A 13399-nucleotide genomic window follows, 5' to 3' on the forward strand; every position below is an offset into this window, starting at 1 on the left:
GTGCGGTCCGCAGGGGACACGACCCAAGGTGCCGAACTGCGCCCCGACCGATCGAGTCGCTTCGGGCTTGGCCGTCGACGATCTTGACCCGGCTCGTGCCACTTTCGTGGATCTGTGTGGCGCGGAGCGCATCTGTGCAGGTCAGACGGGGGGTGCATCGGCTACGCCCGGCGCGTCCAGGACGTTACTGGGCTGAGCTTCAGACTTGGCTTGGCCGACACACGAAACCGGCACGCGTCGGGTCATCCGGCCCGTCCCTACGGCGACTCTTCGCCATGGAGACGGAAGCGTGCAGCGTCCAATCGGGCGAGTGTCGGGCCAGCCACCTCTTCGATCTCTACGAGCTCATCACGAGTCAGTTGCTCACGCCAGGCGTGGGCAACGGCCGCCGGTGCGCGGTCGAAGTGGTGGAGCGTGTGGCCCGAAGATTGAGACGCAGGTGTCGGCCCCCCACCCTGTCCCCGTCCATCGCTTGAAAACTCACGGGCTGACGAAGCGTTCCAGCAAAGGCCAAGCTCATCGAACAGACGATGAGCCGCGTCTGCCCCCTTCGCGGCGATTTCGTCGTGAGCCAAGACGATCGTGTCGGTTGTGGCCACGTCGCCCAAGGCGAGGGAATGGAGACCGGCCCAGAAGAGTCCCATCTCGGCGGCCTCGCTGCTCGTACGGCCTAGCCCAATGTGTGCGAGGTCCAGATCCCCTGTCTGATCGGGGTGCTGGCGCAGGATCGGAACGATCTGGTCGAGGTCGGGCGCCCAGCCCATACGACGGTAGCTTGCCAGGACCGCGCCCGGGTGCCGGTAGATCAGGATCGCCCGAGCACGTGTGACGCGTCGGATGGCCGAGATGGACAACATCGCGAAGGGATCCTTCATGATCAACCGTGTCCGTGAGAAAGGGGCCGCCCACTGGCGTCGGCCGTACCGGCTGTACACGAAGGGGTTCACGCCTCGGTAGGCGGACCTGAGGGCGCGCTTCTGTCTCGGCGATGGCTGTTGCAGACGAGACCAGCCTTCGAGCGTCCCGCCCAAGGAGTATTGACGGGCTCCCGGGTTCATCGGCTCGCGTCCGGTCATGGCTGTCCCGGGCGCCGTGGCCAGGAGCCGCGCCAGCCAAGTGGTGCCTGACCGCGGCACTCCTGTGACCAGGATGGCCGGCGGCCGAACCTTCTCAAGATCGCAGTTGTTGGTCATGCAGGCGTCTCCTCCTCACGCTGGTGGGAAACACCGCACGCACTCGACACGGGGCCCCCACCGGGTGTGGGCATCGAGGCTGACGTGGTCCAGATGGGTCGGACGTCACCGGTGGGAACCGATCCGGTCGCCCTCACCCATGAGCAGCCCCCCACTCGCAACGTCCCGCCCCTGTCACGTGAGGCGTTGGCCGATGTTACCAACAAGGATCTCGCGAAGTTGTTGACAACTCCTTCGACGGAGGCGGCATACTTGCTCCCAGCGGGGCAACTTGATGTCGCGCTGCACCTTTGGGGAGAAGGGTGGGGGACATGAAGGTTCAACGGCGAACCATGCTCTGGTCCGCGGTCACGGTGCTGCTCATGACGCTGTCGGTGGGCGTGCCCTCCGCGACGTCCAGCCCGGTGTCGACGTCGGACCAACGGACTACCGGCAGCGACGTCACCGCGGGGCTGGCCGGTCACGACGGAGTCGTCTCGAGTGTTCCGGCCAGCTGGACGCCGCAGGTCCTCAACGGCAAGGTTCTCGGCATCGCCGAGACCGGTGATACGGCCGTTGTCGGGGGCTCCTTCACGCAGGCCTCCCAGACGTGGGGAGGGACGGTACGGGACCACTCCCGGCTGCTGGCTCTCGACGCGGATGACGGCGAGCTCAATTCCGGCTTCGATCCGACCATCCCGGGCGGTCAGGTGAATGCGGTCATTCCGGGCCCGACGCCGGGGACGGTCTACGTCGGTGGAACCTTCCCGGGGATCAACGGCCAGAGCGGTCGGGTCTTCCTGCTCGATGCCGCCACCGGCGACCTGGTCGAGTCATTCACCCCGCCGACGATGAATGGACAGGTGCGCGACCTCGTTCTCTCCGGCGGGCGGCTCTATGTCTCCGGGCTGTTCACCCGTGTCGGTGGCAGTGAGCACCGTGGCCTGGTCGCACTCGACGCGGACAGTGGCGCGACGTCGGACTTCCTGCAGGTGCAGCTCACCGAGAACCACAACTGGAGGCAGGGCTCGAACGGGGCCCGGGCCGGAGTCGGCTCCTCGAAGGTCGCGATCGATCCGGCCGGGACGACCCTCGCCGTGATCGGGAACTTCCGCAAGGCGGACGGGCTCGAACGCGATCAGATGGCGCTGATCGACCTCACGGGTCCACAGGCGGAAGTGCGCCCGGACTGGCGGACCAGACGGTACGAGCCGGCTTGCTACTCATGGGCCTTCGACACGTACATGCGCGACTTGGCAGCATCCCCGGACGGCGACTACTTCGTCGTGTCCACGACGGGTGGCGGGAACCGTGGGACGTTGTGCGATGCGGCGGCACGATGGGACATCGACGCCTCCGGCGACGACGTCCAGCCCGCTTGGGTCGACGAGAGCGGGGGAGACTCCCTCCTGGGCGTCACGACGAGTGGCACCGCCGTCTACGCCGGTGGCCACCAGCGGTGGGCCAACAATCTCAACGGGCGTGACTTCGCCAACCCGGGTTCGGTCCCACGTCCCGGACTGACCGGGTATGACGCCGCGAGTGGCATCCCCCTGGCGTGGAATCCGGGACGTCACCCACGTGGTGTCGGCGCCGAGGAGTTCACCGTCACGGACGGCGGTCTGTGGATGGGATCGGACGGGCTGTGGGTCGGGAAGTTCGACTACCGGCGGGCACGTCTGGCGTTCTTCCCGCGTCAGGGCGGCTACAAGCTGGGGGACGGTGACACCGGTGGCCTGCCGTCCAACGCCTACTTCGCCGGCTCCGGCCGGGGCGCGGGTGGCGAACCGGCACACTCGGGGCTCGGGCGCGTGTGGTTCACCGGTGGCGCGGTGCAGACCCCATCCGAAGAGGCTCCCGACGGCGACATCGACTGGGGATCGGTCCGCGGTGCGGAGATGATCGATGGCGAACTGTTCTACACGACCAGCGACGCCGTCTTCCACCGCCGCAGCTTCGACGGCGAGCAGTTCGGCCCCGACGAGATCATCGATCCGTACCGGGATCCGTATTGGAAGGACTTCCCCACCGGATCGGGAAGTACCACGTACGGCGGTGTCCAACCGTCCTTCTACGGGCAGATCTCCTCGATCCGAGGACTGGCCTACCTCGGCCATGAGATGTACTACACCCGCGCCGGCTCCAACTCGCTCTATGCCCGGGGATTCCTCGCCGACAGCGGCATTCTGCGAGAGACCACCCGTACCGTCGCCGGATTCAACGAGCCGAACGTCGGCGAGTTGTTCTTCGACGACTCCGGTGAACACCTCTACTTCACCAACACCTCGACCGGGGAGCTCTCCCGCATCGGCTGGGATGGTGACGGGCCACGAGGCACGGCGAAGGTCGTGAGCGGTCCGGGGGTCGATGACATGGACTGGCGATCCAGGGCACTCTTCCTGGCCGACGGGCCCCCTCCTGCCGGCGCGAACGAGCCACCGGTGGCGAAGCTGGACTCCGACTGTGATGGGCTGAAGTGTGCCTTTGACGGAGCCGGGTCCCAGGACCCTGATGGGTCGATTGCCTCGTACGAGTGGGACTTCGGGGACGGGGACACGGCCAGTGGGGCCAGCGTGGAGCACACGTATGACGCTGCGGGTGACTACTCCGTCACTCTGACCGTCACCGACGACCGGGGGGCCACCGACACCACGACGCGCGAGGTCACGGTCGCCCAGGACAACCAGGCTCCCCACGCGGCGTTGGACATCTCGTGCACTCAGCTGGAGTGTTCCTTCGACGGTGCCGGGTCTCAGGATCCTGATGGGTCGATTGCGTCGTATGAGTGGGACTTCGGGGACGGGGGCACCGCCAATGGCGCGGAAGTGGAGCACAGGTATGACGCGGCGGGTGATTACTCCGTCACGTTGACCGTGACGGATGATCGGGGGGCCACGGCTCGTGCTGTGTCCGAGGTGCAGGTCGAGCAGGGCACGGCTGAGGGGCAGCCCGAGCTGGTGGGCGTCAGCGCCGGCCAGGCCCATTCCTCGAGGGTCGAGGTGCCGATCCCGGATGGTCTTCGGGAAGGGGACACCGTTTTGGCGTTCTTGACGGCTAGCCGTGATGAGGCGGTGTCCGGGCCGAGTGGGGTGGGTGATTGGACCCTGGAGGAGGAGACCTTCCTTTCGCCCATGGCCGTGCGGTTGTACTCCCACGTCGCGGACGGGAGCGAGGCCGGCAAGACGCTCACGGTCTCCAGCGGCAACCGGGTCAAGTGGGATCTGACTGTCGTGGCCTACCGCGGTACCGGAGACGACCCGGTCGAGGTCCTGGCGGCGAAGACGGTGCGCAACACGGCCAGCCACACGTCTCCGACGGTGCAGGTCAATGGTGCGGACCGGATGGGGTTGACGTACTGGTCCGACCGTGGCGGTACCACCACCGAGTGGACGGCTCCGGACGGCCCGTCGGTGTTGTCGACCCAGGTCGGTTCGGGTGGTGGGCGTGTCAGCTCTCTCCTGGTTGCTGAACCGGCCCCAGCCGGCACGTACGGGGGGCTCACCGCCGAAACCAATGCCCCCACGTCCCGGGCAGCATCCATGACCGTGGTGCTCACGCCATGAGCCGGGCAGAGCAGTCAGTGCGGGGACGAAAGGGGTCCACTGCGGGCTGGACGCGTGCAGGAGTCGTCGTCGTGGCGGCAGTGGTGACGATCCTCTCCGGCTGCGCGCAGCCCGGTCCCGCCGCGCCCAGTGGGGCGAGCACGAGCGAGAGTGCCGCGGACTCGGCCCGGACGCACGGATCGTCGAGCGGCCCCACCAAGGACGGGGGCCAGAGCAGGACCTCCTCGCCGACCTCGTCGGCAAAGGTCTCCGAGCGGTCGGCGGGGAAGTCGTCAGCCGCGAAGCCCACGCTCGAACCCCGTCCCGAGGCCGACCTCTCCGACAAGCAGATCCCGAAGATCTACTCCGACGACATCGCCCCGGGCCAGCAGGTGACCGCCACGCTGTGCAACCTGACCCGGGGGCACCTCGAAGTCCTCGAGAAGCACATCGCCGGCCACAACGGGGTCGACGACTCCAACCTGCGTCTGGCGCTCATTTCCCTCGGAGACCTCCTGGATGTGTGGGAGGGCCTCACCTGGGACTTCCCCACGGCAGCTGACGACATCGACACGGCCCGAGACGTGTATGCCTCGTGGGACCTCGCCCTGGCGTTGCGGGAGTCGGGCGACCCCGCCGGAGCGCAGGAGCAGCTGGATGCGGCGTCCGCGGCGATCGATCGGCTCCCAGCGGATCCGGAGGTGGAACGTGGCTGCGGCACCTAGGGCGCTGCACCCGGCGACCCGCGGCCGTCTCAGCGGATCCTAGGCAGGCTCCTCGAGTGCGGGCGAGTACTTGGGCACCCGGAAGGAGACCCGCATGCCGGCCCCGGGGGCGGTGTCCACGACGAGCCCGCGCTCCTCGCCGTAGACCTGGCGCAGCCGGGCGTCCACGTTGCCCAGGCCGATCGAGTCGCTGCGGGTCTGCCCGTCGAGGATCTTGCGGATGGACTCAGGATGTGCGCCCACACCGTCGTCGTCCACCGCGAACTCGGCCTCCGTACCGTGGTCGATGGCCACGAGGGTGACGGTGCCGGGGCCCTCCTTGGGGGCGAGGCCGTGGCGGACGGCGTTCTCCACCAAGGGCTGGATCGTCAGGTAGGGGAGGCGCACGGGCAGCACCTCTGGGGCGATCTTCAGCGTGATCCCGAGGCGTTCGCCGAAGCGTGCCTGCTCGAGCACGAGGTAGCGCTCGACGTTGTGCAGCTCCTCGCTCATCGTCGTGAAGGCGTCCTCCCGCCTCAGCGCGTACCGGGTGAAGTCGGCGAACTCCAGCAGCAGCTCCCTGGCCCTCTCCGGGTCGGTCCGCACGAAGGAGGCGATCGCCGCGAGACTGTTGTAGATGAAGTGTGGCGAGATCTGGGCCCGCAGCGCCCGCAGCTCGGCCTCCATCGCCCGGGTGCGCTCGTGGGAGAGCTCGACGAGCTCGACCTGGGTGGTCACCCAGCCGGCGAGCTCCTCGACGGCGCGGGCCAGGCCGGGGGTCACGGAAGGGCCGTACGCGGCGAGGGCCCCGAGGACGCGCCCCTCGACGCAGATCGGGGCGATGACCGCCGCCCGCACGGGGCACTCGGTCGAGGTGCAGGTGACCGTGTCCGGGCCGAGGACGAGGGTGTGTCCGGAGGTGAGCACCGGCTCGGCCTGGTCCATGACGCTCGGCAGGTGGTGGCCCCCTTCGCCCTCCCAGACGATGACGCTGCCGGTGTCGCAGATGGCCAGGGCCGGGGTGGCGAGCATCGCCTGCAGGTAGGGGGCCGCGCGCTCGCACCCGTTGTCGGTGAAGCCGTCCGCGAAGTGGCGTGCCGCCACCGAGGCGGTGTGCAGGGTCTCGTAGGTGGCCTGGTCGGTGACCGAGAGGAAGCCTCGGCGGGAGCGGCGGCGGTGCAGGAGGAGGCCGAGGACGACCAGGACGAGCAGCACGATCGAGACCAGCATCACGGTGGTCAGGGTCGGGCCGACGTCCATGGGAGGACCCTAGTGCGACCTAGGCTGGTCAGGTGCCTGAGACAGACCGCATCGTCAACGCCCTGACCAGCCTCTCGCAGTTCCCGGAGGTGAGCGAGGCCTCCGACCGCGTCCGCGAGGTGTGCACCCAGCTGCGGTGGCACGAGGCGCTGCGGCGGCGTATACCGGAGGCCGCGGCGGAGTCGCGGGTGCGGGGCGCGTGGGCGAGCGCGGAGCTGGACGGTGCCCGATCCACGGCGACGATCGTGCGTGACCTCATGCGCGGGGCCCAGGAGCGCAGCGCCGACCCGGACCCGGCCGAGCGGGTGATCCACGGGGCGATCTCCGCAACGGCCGAGACCGAGCACCTCGGCGCGCTCGTCACCCGGGCGCCGGGGCAGGCGCTGGCCCGGCTGCACACGGCGGCCGCCGCCGACCTCGTCGAGGACCACGACCAGCTCGGGCGACCGCGACGTGACGGGGAGGGCTGCGAGGAGTTCGCGGACTTCGGTCCGGCGCCGGCCGGGCTGCAGCTGAAGGAGCGGCTGGCCGGGATCATCGACATGATGCAGCTGGCCAGCGAGGTACCGGCCTTCGTCGTGGCCTCGATCGTGCATGCGGAGATCGCCGCGGTGCGTCCCTTCACGATCGGCAACGGCCTCGTCGCCCGCGCCGTGGAGCGCGCCCTCATCGCCGAGACCGGCCTGGAGCCGACCGGTGTCGCCGTGCCGGAGGCGGGGCACGGGCACGAAGGGGGACCGGCCTACCTCGGTTCGCTCAACGGCTACGTCCTCGGTGGTCCCGAGGGCGTGAAGCTGTGGCTGAGCCACTGTGCGAACTCCGTCATCGCCGGCGCCGAGGAAGGGTGGCGGGTCGCCGACTCGGTGCGTGCCGGACGCCTCGGATAGTCGACAGGACACCGCCGGACGTGACGAATTGCGCTCATGCACATGACGTCTAGACTGGTGTCACCGCTCCCCGGAAGGGTCGAGCGGATGGCGTGAGGCTCCCTCCCCCGGAGTCCGAGCGTCGACGGCCCCGGTGCTCCCCCGCCGGGGCCGTCTCTTTGCCCAAAGGGGGTTTGTCCACACCGGGCGAGCAGTCCGCACGGCCGTCCACAGCCTCGCTTCGGCCGCGGCGAAGGGGGCCTGGCCACCGGCAGTCTCGGGTCATGCATCCCGTCATCCTCATCGCCGGCGCCTCCGGTGGACTGGGCGCCTCCACCCTCGCCGTGGCCACCGCGACGGTGCTCTCCGGGGGCGCCCCGGGCGTGCTCGTGGACGCGGACTTCGGGTCCGGTGGTCTCGACGTCACGCTCGCAGCGGAGCATGCCGAGGGGCTGCGGTGGGGCGACCTCGCCGAGCACGAGGGGGAGGCCGACGGCAGCGCGCTGCGCGCAGCGCTGCCGATGGGGCCGGTCCCGGTGCTCGCGGCGCGGGGGCCGAGGCCGGGGGCTCGCACGATCTCCGACGTCGTCCGGGCGCTGGCCCGGGAGGGGCCGGTCGTCGCGGACCTGCCCGCGGGCCGGGTGGCCGAGCCGCCCTGGCTCGGGCTCGCCGACTCCGTCGTCCTCCTCGTCGGGCTGCGACCCCGGTGGCTGCGGGATGCCCAGACCCTCGGCTCGGCGTTGGGCGGGGCCCGGGGGCGGACCCTCCTGGTCACCCGTGGCCCCCGGCGGTCAGAGGGGGTCGGCGCCCGGGTGGGGGAGCACCTGGCGCTGCAGCACGTCGCCCACCTCGCGGACGACCCGGCCGTCGTCCGGGACGAGGCCGGTGGGCGTGCACCACGCGTGCGCGGGTCGGTCGGTCAGACCGCCCGGCAGCTCGCCCGCGCCCTGGCGCGGCGATCGGCCGCGACGGATCGGGACGTGCCCGACGCGCTGGCGCACGCGGTGCCCGGTACGGAGGTCGGATGATGCGGTGGTCGAGCGCGATCGACGCGCAGGTGCAGGCCGGCCGCGCCCCCGACGAGCGGGCCATCGCCCAGATCGCCGGGGCCGAACGGGTCCGGCTCGGCGAGGACGGGCGGCGGCGTCGCTCCGGCGAGCTGCGGGCCGGACTGCTGGGTCTGGGGCCCCTGGAGCCGCTGCTGGAGGACCCGGCCGTCACCGACGTGCTCGTCAACGGGGACGGCTCGGTCTGGGTCGACCGCGGCGGAGGGGTGACCCGCGAGGACGTGGTCGTCGGCGACCCGGGAGCGGTGCGGCGCCTGGCCACCCGCCTCGCGGCCTCGGCCGGTCGCCGACTGGACGACGCCCAGCCGTGGGTCGACGGGCTGCTTCCCTCCGGCGTGCGGTTGCACGCGGTGCTGCCCCCGCTGGTCGCCGAGGGTCCCCACGTGAGCCTGCGCATCCCCCGCCACCAGGGGAGGGGGCTGGACCAGCTCGTCGAGCTGGGGATGGCCACGCCGGGGCAGGCCGATCAGCTGCGGGAGCTCGTCGCGAGCCGGCGCGCACACATCGTGACCGGCGGCACCGGTACCGGCAAGACGACCCTCCTCGCCGCGCTGCTCGCCCAGGTGCCGCCTGCCGAGCGCCTCGTCGTCGTCGAGGACGTGGGGGAGATCCTCGTCGACCATCCGCACGTCGTGCGGCTGCAGGCACGCTCGGCCAACACCGAGGGGGCCGGCGAGGTCACGATGGTCGACCTCGTCCGGCAGGCGCTGCGGATGAGGCCCGACCGACTCGTCGTCGGCGAGGTCCGCGGGGCCGAGGTCCGCGACCTGCTGCTGGCCCTCAACACCGGGCACGAAGGGGGCTGCGGCACCCTCCACGCCAACCGGGCGGAGGACGTGCCGAGCCGGCTGGAGGCGTTGGGTGCGCTCGCCGGGATGAGCCGCGACGCCGTGCGCGCGCAGGTGGCCAGCGCACTCGAGGTCGTGGTCCACCTGCGCCGGGAGGGCGGACGCCGGATGGTCGAGTCGATCACCCGCCTGGACGGGAGCCCGGTATGACCGTCACCGTCGTCGTGCTCCTGCTCGTCACCGTCGCGCTGTGGCCGGGTGCCCGGGTCGCGCCCGCTGCGGTGGGTGTCGACACGGTGGGCCGACGGGGAGCGGCGGCGAGCAGGTGGTGGCCACGGCGGTCCGCGGACCCTGCGGACCTCGAGGGCCTCGCGGAGGTCGCCGAGCTGCTGGCCATGTCACTGCGCTCGGGAGCGACCCCGGTTACGGCGGTGCGGGTCGTGGCCGGCCGCGCCCGCGAGCCCTGGGCGGAGGTCCTCCGGGACGTCGGCGAGCACCTGGCCACCGGCGACGACGTCGGTCGCGTCTGGCGGCGACGGGCCCGCGCCCGGCCCGAGCTGGGGCCGCTGGCCAGCGCCTGGCAGCTGAGCGACGACCTCGGCGTCCCGCTCGCGCCGTCGATGAGCACGAGCGCCCAGGTGCTGCGGGCTCGGGTGCGGGGGCAGCAGCGGCTCGACGCCGCCACGGCCGGGGCCCGGGCGACGATGCGCATGCTGACACTGCTGCCGCTCGCAGGACTGCTCACCGGTACCGCCTTCGGGCTGACCCCGTGGGAGGTGTACGGCCACAGCGCGCTGACCCTGGCCAGCGCCGGGCTCGGGCTGCTGCTCACCGGCGTGGGCTGGCTCGTCTGCCACTGGGTGCTGCGCCGCGCCGCCGCCCCGGAGCAGCACCCGTGAGCGCCACCGTCGTCGTGCTGCTCCTCGCGGCGGTGGTGCTGTGGCCGGCTCGCAGGGTGGCCGCCCTGCCCGACGCGGCCCCGCCCGACGTCTCGGGGCCGGAGACGACCGCCGAGGACCCACCGCCCCTCACCGTGGAGGAGGTGGCCGACGCGACGATGCTGCTCGCGCTCGCGCTGCGCTCCGGGCGTGGCCTCGTCGAGTCCCTCGACGACGTCGCCGAGGTCAGCCCGCCGGCGCCCCGGACCGACCTCGTGCGGGTGGCCACCGCCCTTCGTTGGGGTCGCTCGATGACGGAGGCATGGGCCTACGCCCGCCCGCTGTGGGGGTCGACGGCCACGGCCTTCGTCATCTCCCAGGAGGTCGGGGCGCCTTCGGCGTCGGTGCTGCTCGAGGCCGGTGAAGCACTTCGCGAGACGGAGTCGAGGCGCCTGGAGGAGGCTGGTGGGCGGGCTGCGGTCATGCTCGTCCTCCCGCTCGGCCTGTGCTTCCTGCCGGCCTTCATCGCCACGGCCGTGGTCCCGCTCGTCGTCGTGCTCGTCGGGACCCGGCTGGGATGACACCCGCTACCGGTTGGCCGGCTCCTGCCAGGACTCGGCCTCCTCGTCGTCCCACAGCGAGACCCCGCGCGCCTGCGGCAGGCTGCTGCGGCGGAAGACCGGGTTCTTCCCCTCGGCCTTCTGCTGGCTGTAGTCCTTCAGCAGTGCCATGGCCAGGCCGCCGAGCGGGAGGATGGCGATGAGGTTGATCGTCGCCATGAAGCCCATGAAGAGGTCGGCGAGGCTCCAGACGAGGGCGACCGAGCCGAGGGAGCCGCCGAGGACGCACAGCAGGACGGCGGCGCGGAAGCCGGTGATGGCCCCCTTCGAGCGGCTGAGGAAGCGGATGTTCGCCTCGCCGTAGTAGGTGTTGCCGAGCACCGAGGACCAGGCGAGGAAGAAGATGACGATCGAGAGGAAGGGGCCGGCCCACTGGCCGACCTGTCCCTGCAGCGCGCTCTGGGTCAGCCCGATGCCCTCCGGGCTGTCGACGCCGAACTGCGGGTCGCTGAGCAGGATGATGAAGGCCGTCGCGGAGCAGACGAGGATGGTGTCGAAGTAGACGCCGAGCGCCTGCACCAGCCCCTGCTTGACGGGGTGGGAGACCGAGGCGGTGGCGGCGGCGTTGGGCACCGAACCCATACCGGCCTCGTTGGAGAAGAGACCGCGCCGCATGCCCTGCATCAGCGCCGCGCCGAAGGCGGCGCCGGTGACCTCGCGGATGCCGAGGGCGTGCTCGATGATCAGGCCGATCATGCCGGGGACCTGGTCGATGTTCAGGGCCAGGACGATGATCGCGACCGCGACGTAGGCGACGGCCATGAGCGGGACGATGACCTCGGTCACCGCGGACAGCCGCTGGACCCCGCCGAAGATGACGATGGCCGTGATGACGGCCAGCACGATGCCGACGATCCACGCGACGAGCGTGCTGTCGCCGCCGAGGTTGGCCTGGACCGATGCGGAGATCGAGTTCGCCTGCACCGAGTTGAAGACGAAGCCGTAGGTGAGGGTGATGATCACCGCGAAGATGCCCGCGAGCCAGGGCAGCCGCAGGCCGTCGCGGATGTAGTAGGCGGGCCCGCCGACGAAGCTGTCCCCGCCACGCACCTTGTACAGCTGGGCGAGGGTCGACTCCACGAAGGCGGTGGCGCCCCCGACGAGCGCCAGCATCCACATCCAGAAGACCGCGCCCGGCCCACCGAGGGCGATCGCGACCGCGACGCCGGCGACGTTGCCCGTCCCCACCCGGGAGGCGGCCGAGATCGTGAAGGCGCGGAAGGCGGAGATGCTGTCGTCGTCCTTCGCCCCCGACGGCTTCTCCGTGATCGTCCGGAACATCTCCGGGATGAAGCGGACCTGGACCAGCAGCGACCAGATCGAGAAGGTCACTCCCGCGATGACGAGCAGCGCGATGACCAGGTACCAGTACGTGTCGTTGATCCCGACGACGGCGTCGACCAGCGTGTCCATCGGAACACCATATGCACACCGCGGCCCCCGCGGCCGGGAACAGGGACTCGGCGCCCTGCAACCTGTCGCGAGGAAGAGATCCACAACAGGTTGGTCGGGGGAGCGGTTGTGCACAGCGGTGGGAGACCGGGTGCGCGGGTCGACCCCACGGCGAAGGGTGGATCCCAGCGCGGCACACCGGGTGCCGCCGAGAGGGAGGAGCCCGTCATGAGGCAGTCGTTGTCACGAAGGTGGGTCCGGGTCCGCCTGGCCTGCGAGGCCGGGATGACCACCGCCGAGTACGCCGTCGGCACGCTGGCTGCGTGCACCTTCGCGATCGTCCTGCTGGCGGTCGTGAAGTCCGGCGAGGTCGAGTCGGGGTTGAGCGGTGTCATCCTCGAGGCCCTCGGCATCCGCTAGGGCCGGCGGCGACGCGGGGATGGTCACGGCCGAGCTGGCCCTGACCCTCCCCGCGATCGTGTTCGTCCTGGTGGTCTGCCTCTCCGCCCTGTCGTGGGGCGTGGACCAGGTGCAGTGCGTCGACGCAGCCCGGGTCGCGGTCCGCGAGCTCGCGCGGGGCGAGGCCGAAGGGGGAGCCCTCGCCGATGCCCGGCGCAGCGCCCCCGACGGCGCGCAGGTGCAGGTCTCCCGCTCCGGTGACGACGTCACCGTCGACGTCAGTGCCCCGCCACCTGCCGGGCTCTCCTTCGTCGCGGGGGAGACGGCCTGCTCGGCGACGGCCCGGGTGGAGGTCACCGATGACAGCTCCTGACCCGCGCGGGGACCGCGGATCGGCGACCGTCCTGGCCGCCGGCATCATCGCCGTGCTGCTCACCGTCACCCTCGCCGCACTCGTCGTCCTCGGCGCGCTGCGCTCGCTCCACGTCGCCCGCGCCTCAGCGGACCTCGCTGCGCTCGCGGGCGCCGGTCACCTGCAGGAGCAGGGCGACCCGGGGGCGGCCTGCCGGGAGGCGGAGCGGATCGCCGCCCGCCAGCGGGCCACGGTGACAACGTGCGAGGTCGGTGCCGGGGAGGTCGTGACGGTCACGACGTCGGTGGGGATCCCCCTTCGCCCGCCGGGTGTGCCGGAGAGCGCGGAGGGGCGGGCCC

Annotated in this window: 13 protein-coding genes; 10 read left to right on the top strand and 3 right to left on the bottom strand. The window is 71.2% G+C overall.

Annotated elements, in window-relative coordinates; all coding sequences use genetic code 11:
- Nucleotides 1-257 precede the first annotated feature (257 nt).
- Nucleotides 258-1193: a sulfotransferase gene (locus JCO01S_RS15550; RefSeq protein ID WP_084342947.1), complete on the bottom strand. Its 936-nt coding sequence runs from the start codon at nucleotides 1191-1193 to the stop codon at nucleotides 258-260.
- 311 nt (nucleotides 1194-1504) lie between these two features.
- On the opposite strand from JCO01S_RS15550, the gene JCO01S_RS14255 reads away from it, so the two are divergent.
- Entirely contained in the window at nucleotides 1505-4735 is a 3231-nt protein-coding gene (locus JCO01S_RS14255) for a PKD domain-containing protein (protein WP_169796966.1), read from the top strand.
- A 71-nt stretch (nucleotides 4736-4806) separates the two neighbouring features.
- On the top strand, nucleotides 4807-5439 hold the full coding sequence (locus JCO01S_RS14260) for a hypothetical protein (protein ID WP_068257187.1): 633 nt from the start codon (nucleotides 4807-4809) through the stop codon (nucleotides 5437-5439).
- Between the two features lie 39 nt (nucleotides 5440-5478).
- Here the strand turns inward: JCO01S_RS14260 and JCO01S_RS14265 are convergent, their stop codons facing one another.
- Nucleotides 5479-6678 (bottom strand): sensor histidine kinase, encoded by a 1200-nt coding sequence (locus tag JCO01S_RS14265; RefSeq protein ID WP_084342951.1) that lies wholly within the window; start codon nucleotides 6676-6678, stop codon nucleotides 5479-5481.
- 32 nt (nucleotides 6679-6710) lie between these two features.
- Between JCO01S_RS14265 and JCO01S_RS14270 the strand changes: the two genes are divergently transcribed.
- The 5 genes from JCO01S_RS14270 to JCO01S_RS14290 all read left to right on the top strand — a co-directional run bounded on the left by JCO01S_RS14270 (nucleotide 6711) and on the right by JCO01S_RS14290 (nucleotide 10858).
- The gene (locus JCO01S_RS14270; protein ID WP_068257190.1) at nucleotides 6711-7565 is read left to right on the top strand and encodes a Fic family protein; all 855 of its coding nucleotides are present in this window, start codon (nucleotides 6711-6713) and stop codon (nucleotides 7563-7565) included.
- A 263-nt stretch (nucleotides 7566-7828) separates the two neighbouring features.
- Nucleotides 7829-8572, top strand: a complete 744-nt coding sequence (locus tag JCO01S_RS14275) for a CpaE-like family protein (RefSeq protein WP_068257193.1) — start codon at nucleotides 7829-7831, stop codon at nucleotides 8570-8572.
- Nucleotides 8569-9609, top strand: a complete 1041-nt coding sequence (locus JCO01S_RS14280) for a TadA family conjugal transfer-associated ATPase (protein ID WP_068257196.1) — start codon at nucleotides 8569-8571, stop codon at nucleotides 9607-9609. The genes JCO01S_RS14275 and JCO01S_RS14280 overlap by 4 nt, the downstream gene beginning before the upstream one ends.
- Entirely contained in the window at nucleotides 9606-10298 is a 693-nt protein-coding gene (locus tag JCO01S_RS14285; protein ID WP_068257199.1) for a type II secretion system F family protein, read from the top strand. Before JCO01S_RS14280 ends, JCO01S_RS14285 begins: the two co-directional genes overlap by 4 nt.
- The gene (locus JCO01S_RS14290; RefSeq protein ID WP_068257202.1) at nucleotides 10295-10858 is read left to right on the top strand and encodes a type II secretion system F family protein; all 564 of its coding nucleotides are present in this window, start codon (nucleotides 10295-10297) and stop codon (nucleotides 10856-10858) included. Before JCO01S_RS14285 ends, JCO01S_RS14290 begins: the two co-directional genes overlap by 4 nt.
- A gap of 6 nt (nucleotides 10859-10864) precedes the next feature.
- Here the strand turns inward: JCO01S_RS14290 and JCO01S_RS14295 are convergent, their stop codons facing one another.
- Entirely contained in the window at nucleotides 10865-12310 is a 1446-nt protein-coding gene (locus tag JCO01S_RS14295; protein ID WP_068257205.1) for an alanine/glycine:cation symporter family protein, read from the bottom strand.
- Nucleotides 12311-12517: 207 nt separating this feature from the next.
- Between JCO01S_RS14295 and JCO01S_RS14300 the strand changes: the two genes are divergently transcribed.
- The 3 genes from JCO01S_RS14300 to JCO01S_RS14310 form a co-directional block, all read left to right on the top strand.
- Entirely contained in the window at nucleotides 12518-12709 is a 192-nt protein-coding gene (locus tag JCO01S_RS14300) for a DUF4244 domain-containing protein (protein ID WP_068257207.1), read from the top strand.
- A 19-nt stretch (nucleotides 12710-12728) separates the two neighbouring features.
- On the top strand, nucleotides 12729-13061 hold the full coding sequence (locus JCO01S_RS14305) for a TadE family type IV pilus minor pilin (RefSeq protein ID WP_068257211.1): 333 nt from the start codon (nucleotides 12729-12731) through the stop codon (nucleotides 13059-13061).
- On the top strand, nucleotides 13048-13399 hold a 352-nt coding region (locus JCO01S_RS14310; protein ID WP_068257214.1), incomplete at its 3' end, for an Rv3654c family TadE-like protein. The genes JCO01S_RS14305 and JCO01S_RS14310, both read left to right, overlap by 14 nt.

This window comes from Janibacter corallicola NBRC 107790, from assembly GCF_001570965.1.
In the GTDB taxonomy this organism is placed as follows: Bacteria; Actinomycetota; Actinomycetes; order Actinomycetales; family Dermatophilaceae; genus Janibacter; species Janibacter corallicola.

What these genes read in the sequence shown, in the direction of transcription:
- JCO01S_RS14300 (WP_068257207.1), top strand. Translation starts at nt 12,518, where the DNA reads ATGAGGCAGTCGTTGTCACGAAGGTGGGTCCGGGTCCGCCTGGCCTGC.
- JCO01S_RS14285 (WP_068257199.1), top strand. Translation starts at nt 9,606, where the DNA reads ATGACCGTCACCGTCGTCGTGCTCCTGCTCGTCACCGTCGCGCTGTGG.
- JCO01S_RS14305 (WP_068257211.1), top strand. Translation starts at nt 12,729, where the DNA reads ATGGTCACGGCCGAGCTGGCCCTGACCCTCCCCGCGATCGTGTTCGTC.
- JCO01S_RS14280 (WP_068257196.1), top strand. Translation starts at nt 8,569, where the DNA reads ATGATGCGGTGGTCGAGCGCGATCGACGCGCAGGTGCAGGCCGGCCGC.
- JCO01S_RS14255 (WP_169796966.1), top strand. Translation starts at nt 1,505, where the DNA reads ATGAAGGTTCAACGGCGAACCATGCTCTGGTCCGCGGTCACGGTGCTG.
- JCO01S_RS14275 (WP_068257193.1), top strand. Translation starts at nt 7,829, where the DNA reads ATGCATCCCGTCATCCTCATCGCCGGCGCCTCCGGTGGACTGGGCGCC.
- JCO01S_RS14265 (WP_084342951.1), bottom strand. Translation starts at nt 6,678, where the DNA reads ATGGACGTCGGCCCGACCCTGACCACCGTGATGCTGGTCTCGATCGTG.
- JCO01S_RS15550 (WP_084342947.1), bottom strand. Translation starts at nt 1,193, where the DNA reads ATGACCAACAACTGCGATCTTGAGAAGGTTCGGCCGCCGGCCATCCTG.
- JCO01S_RS14295 (WP_068257205.1), bottom strand. Translation starts at nt 12,310, where the DNA reads ATGGACACGCTGGTCGACGCCGTCGTCGGGATCAACGACACGTACTGG.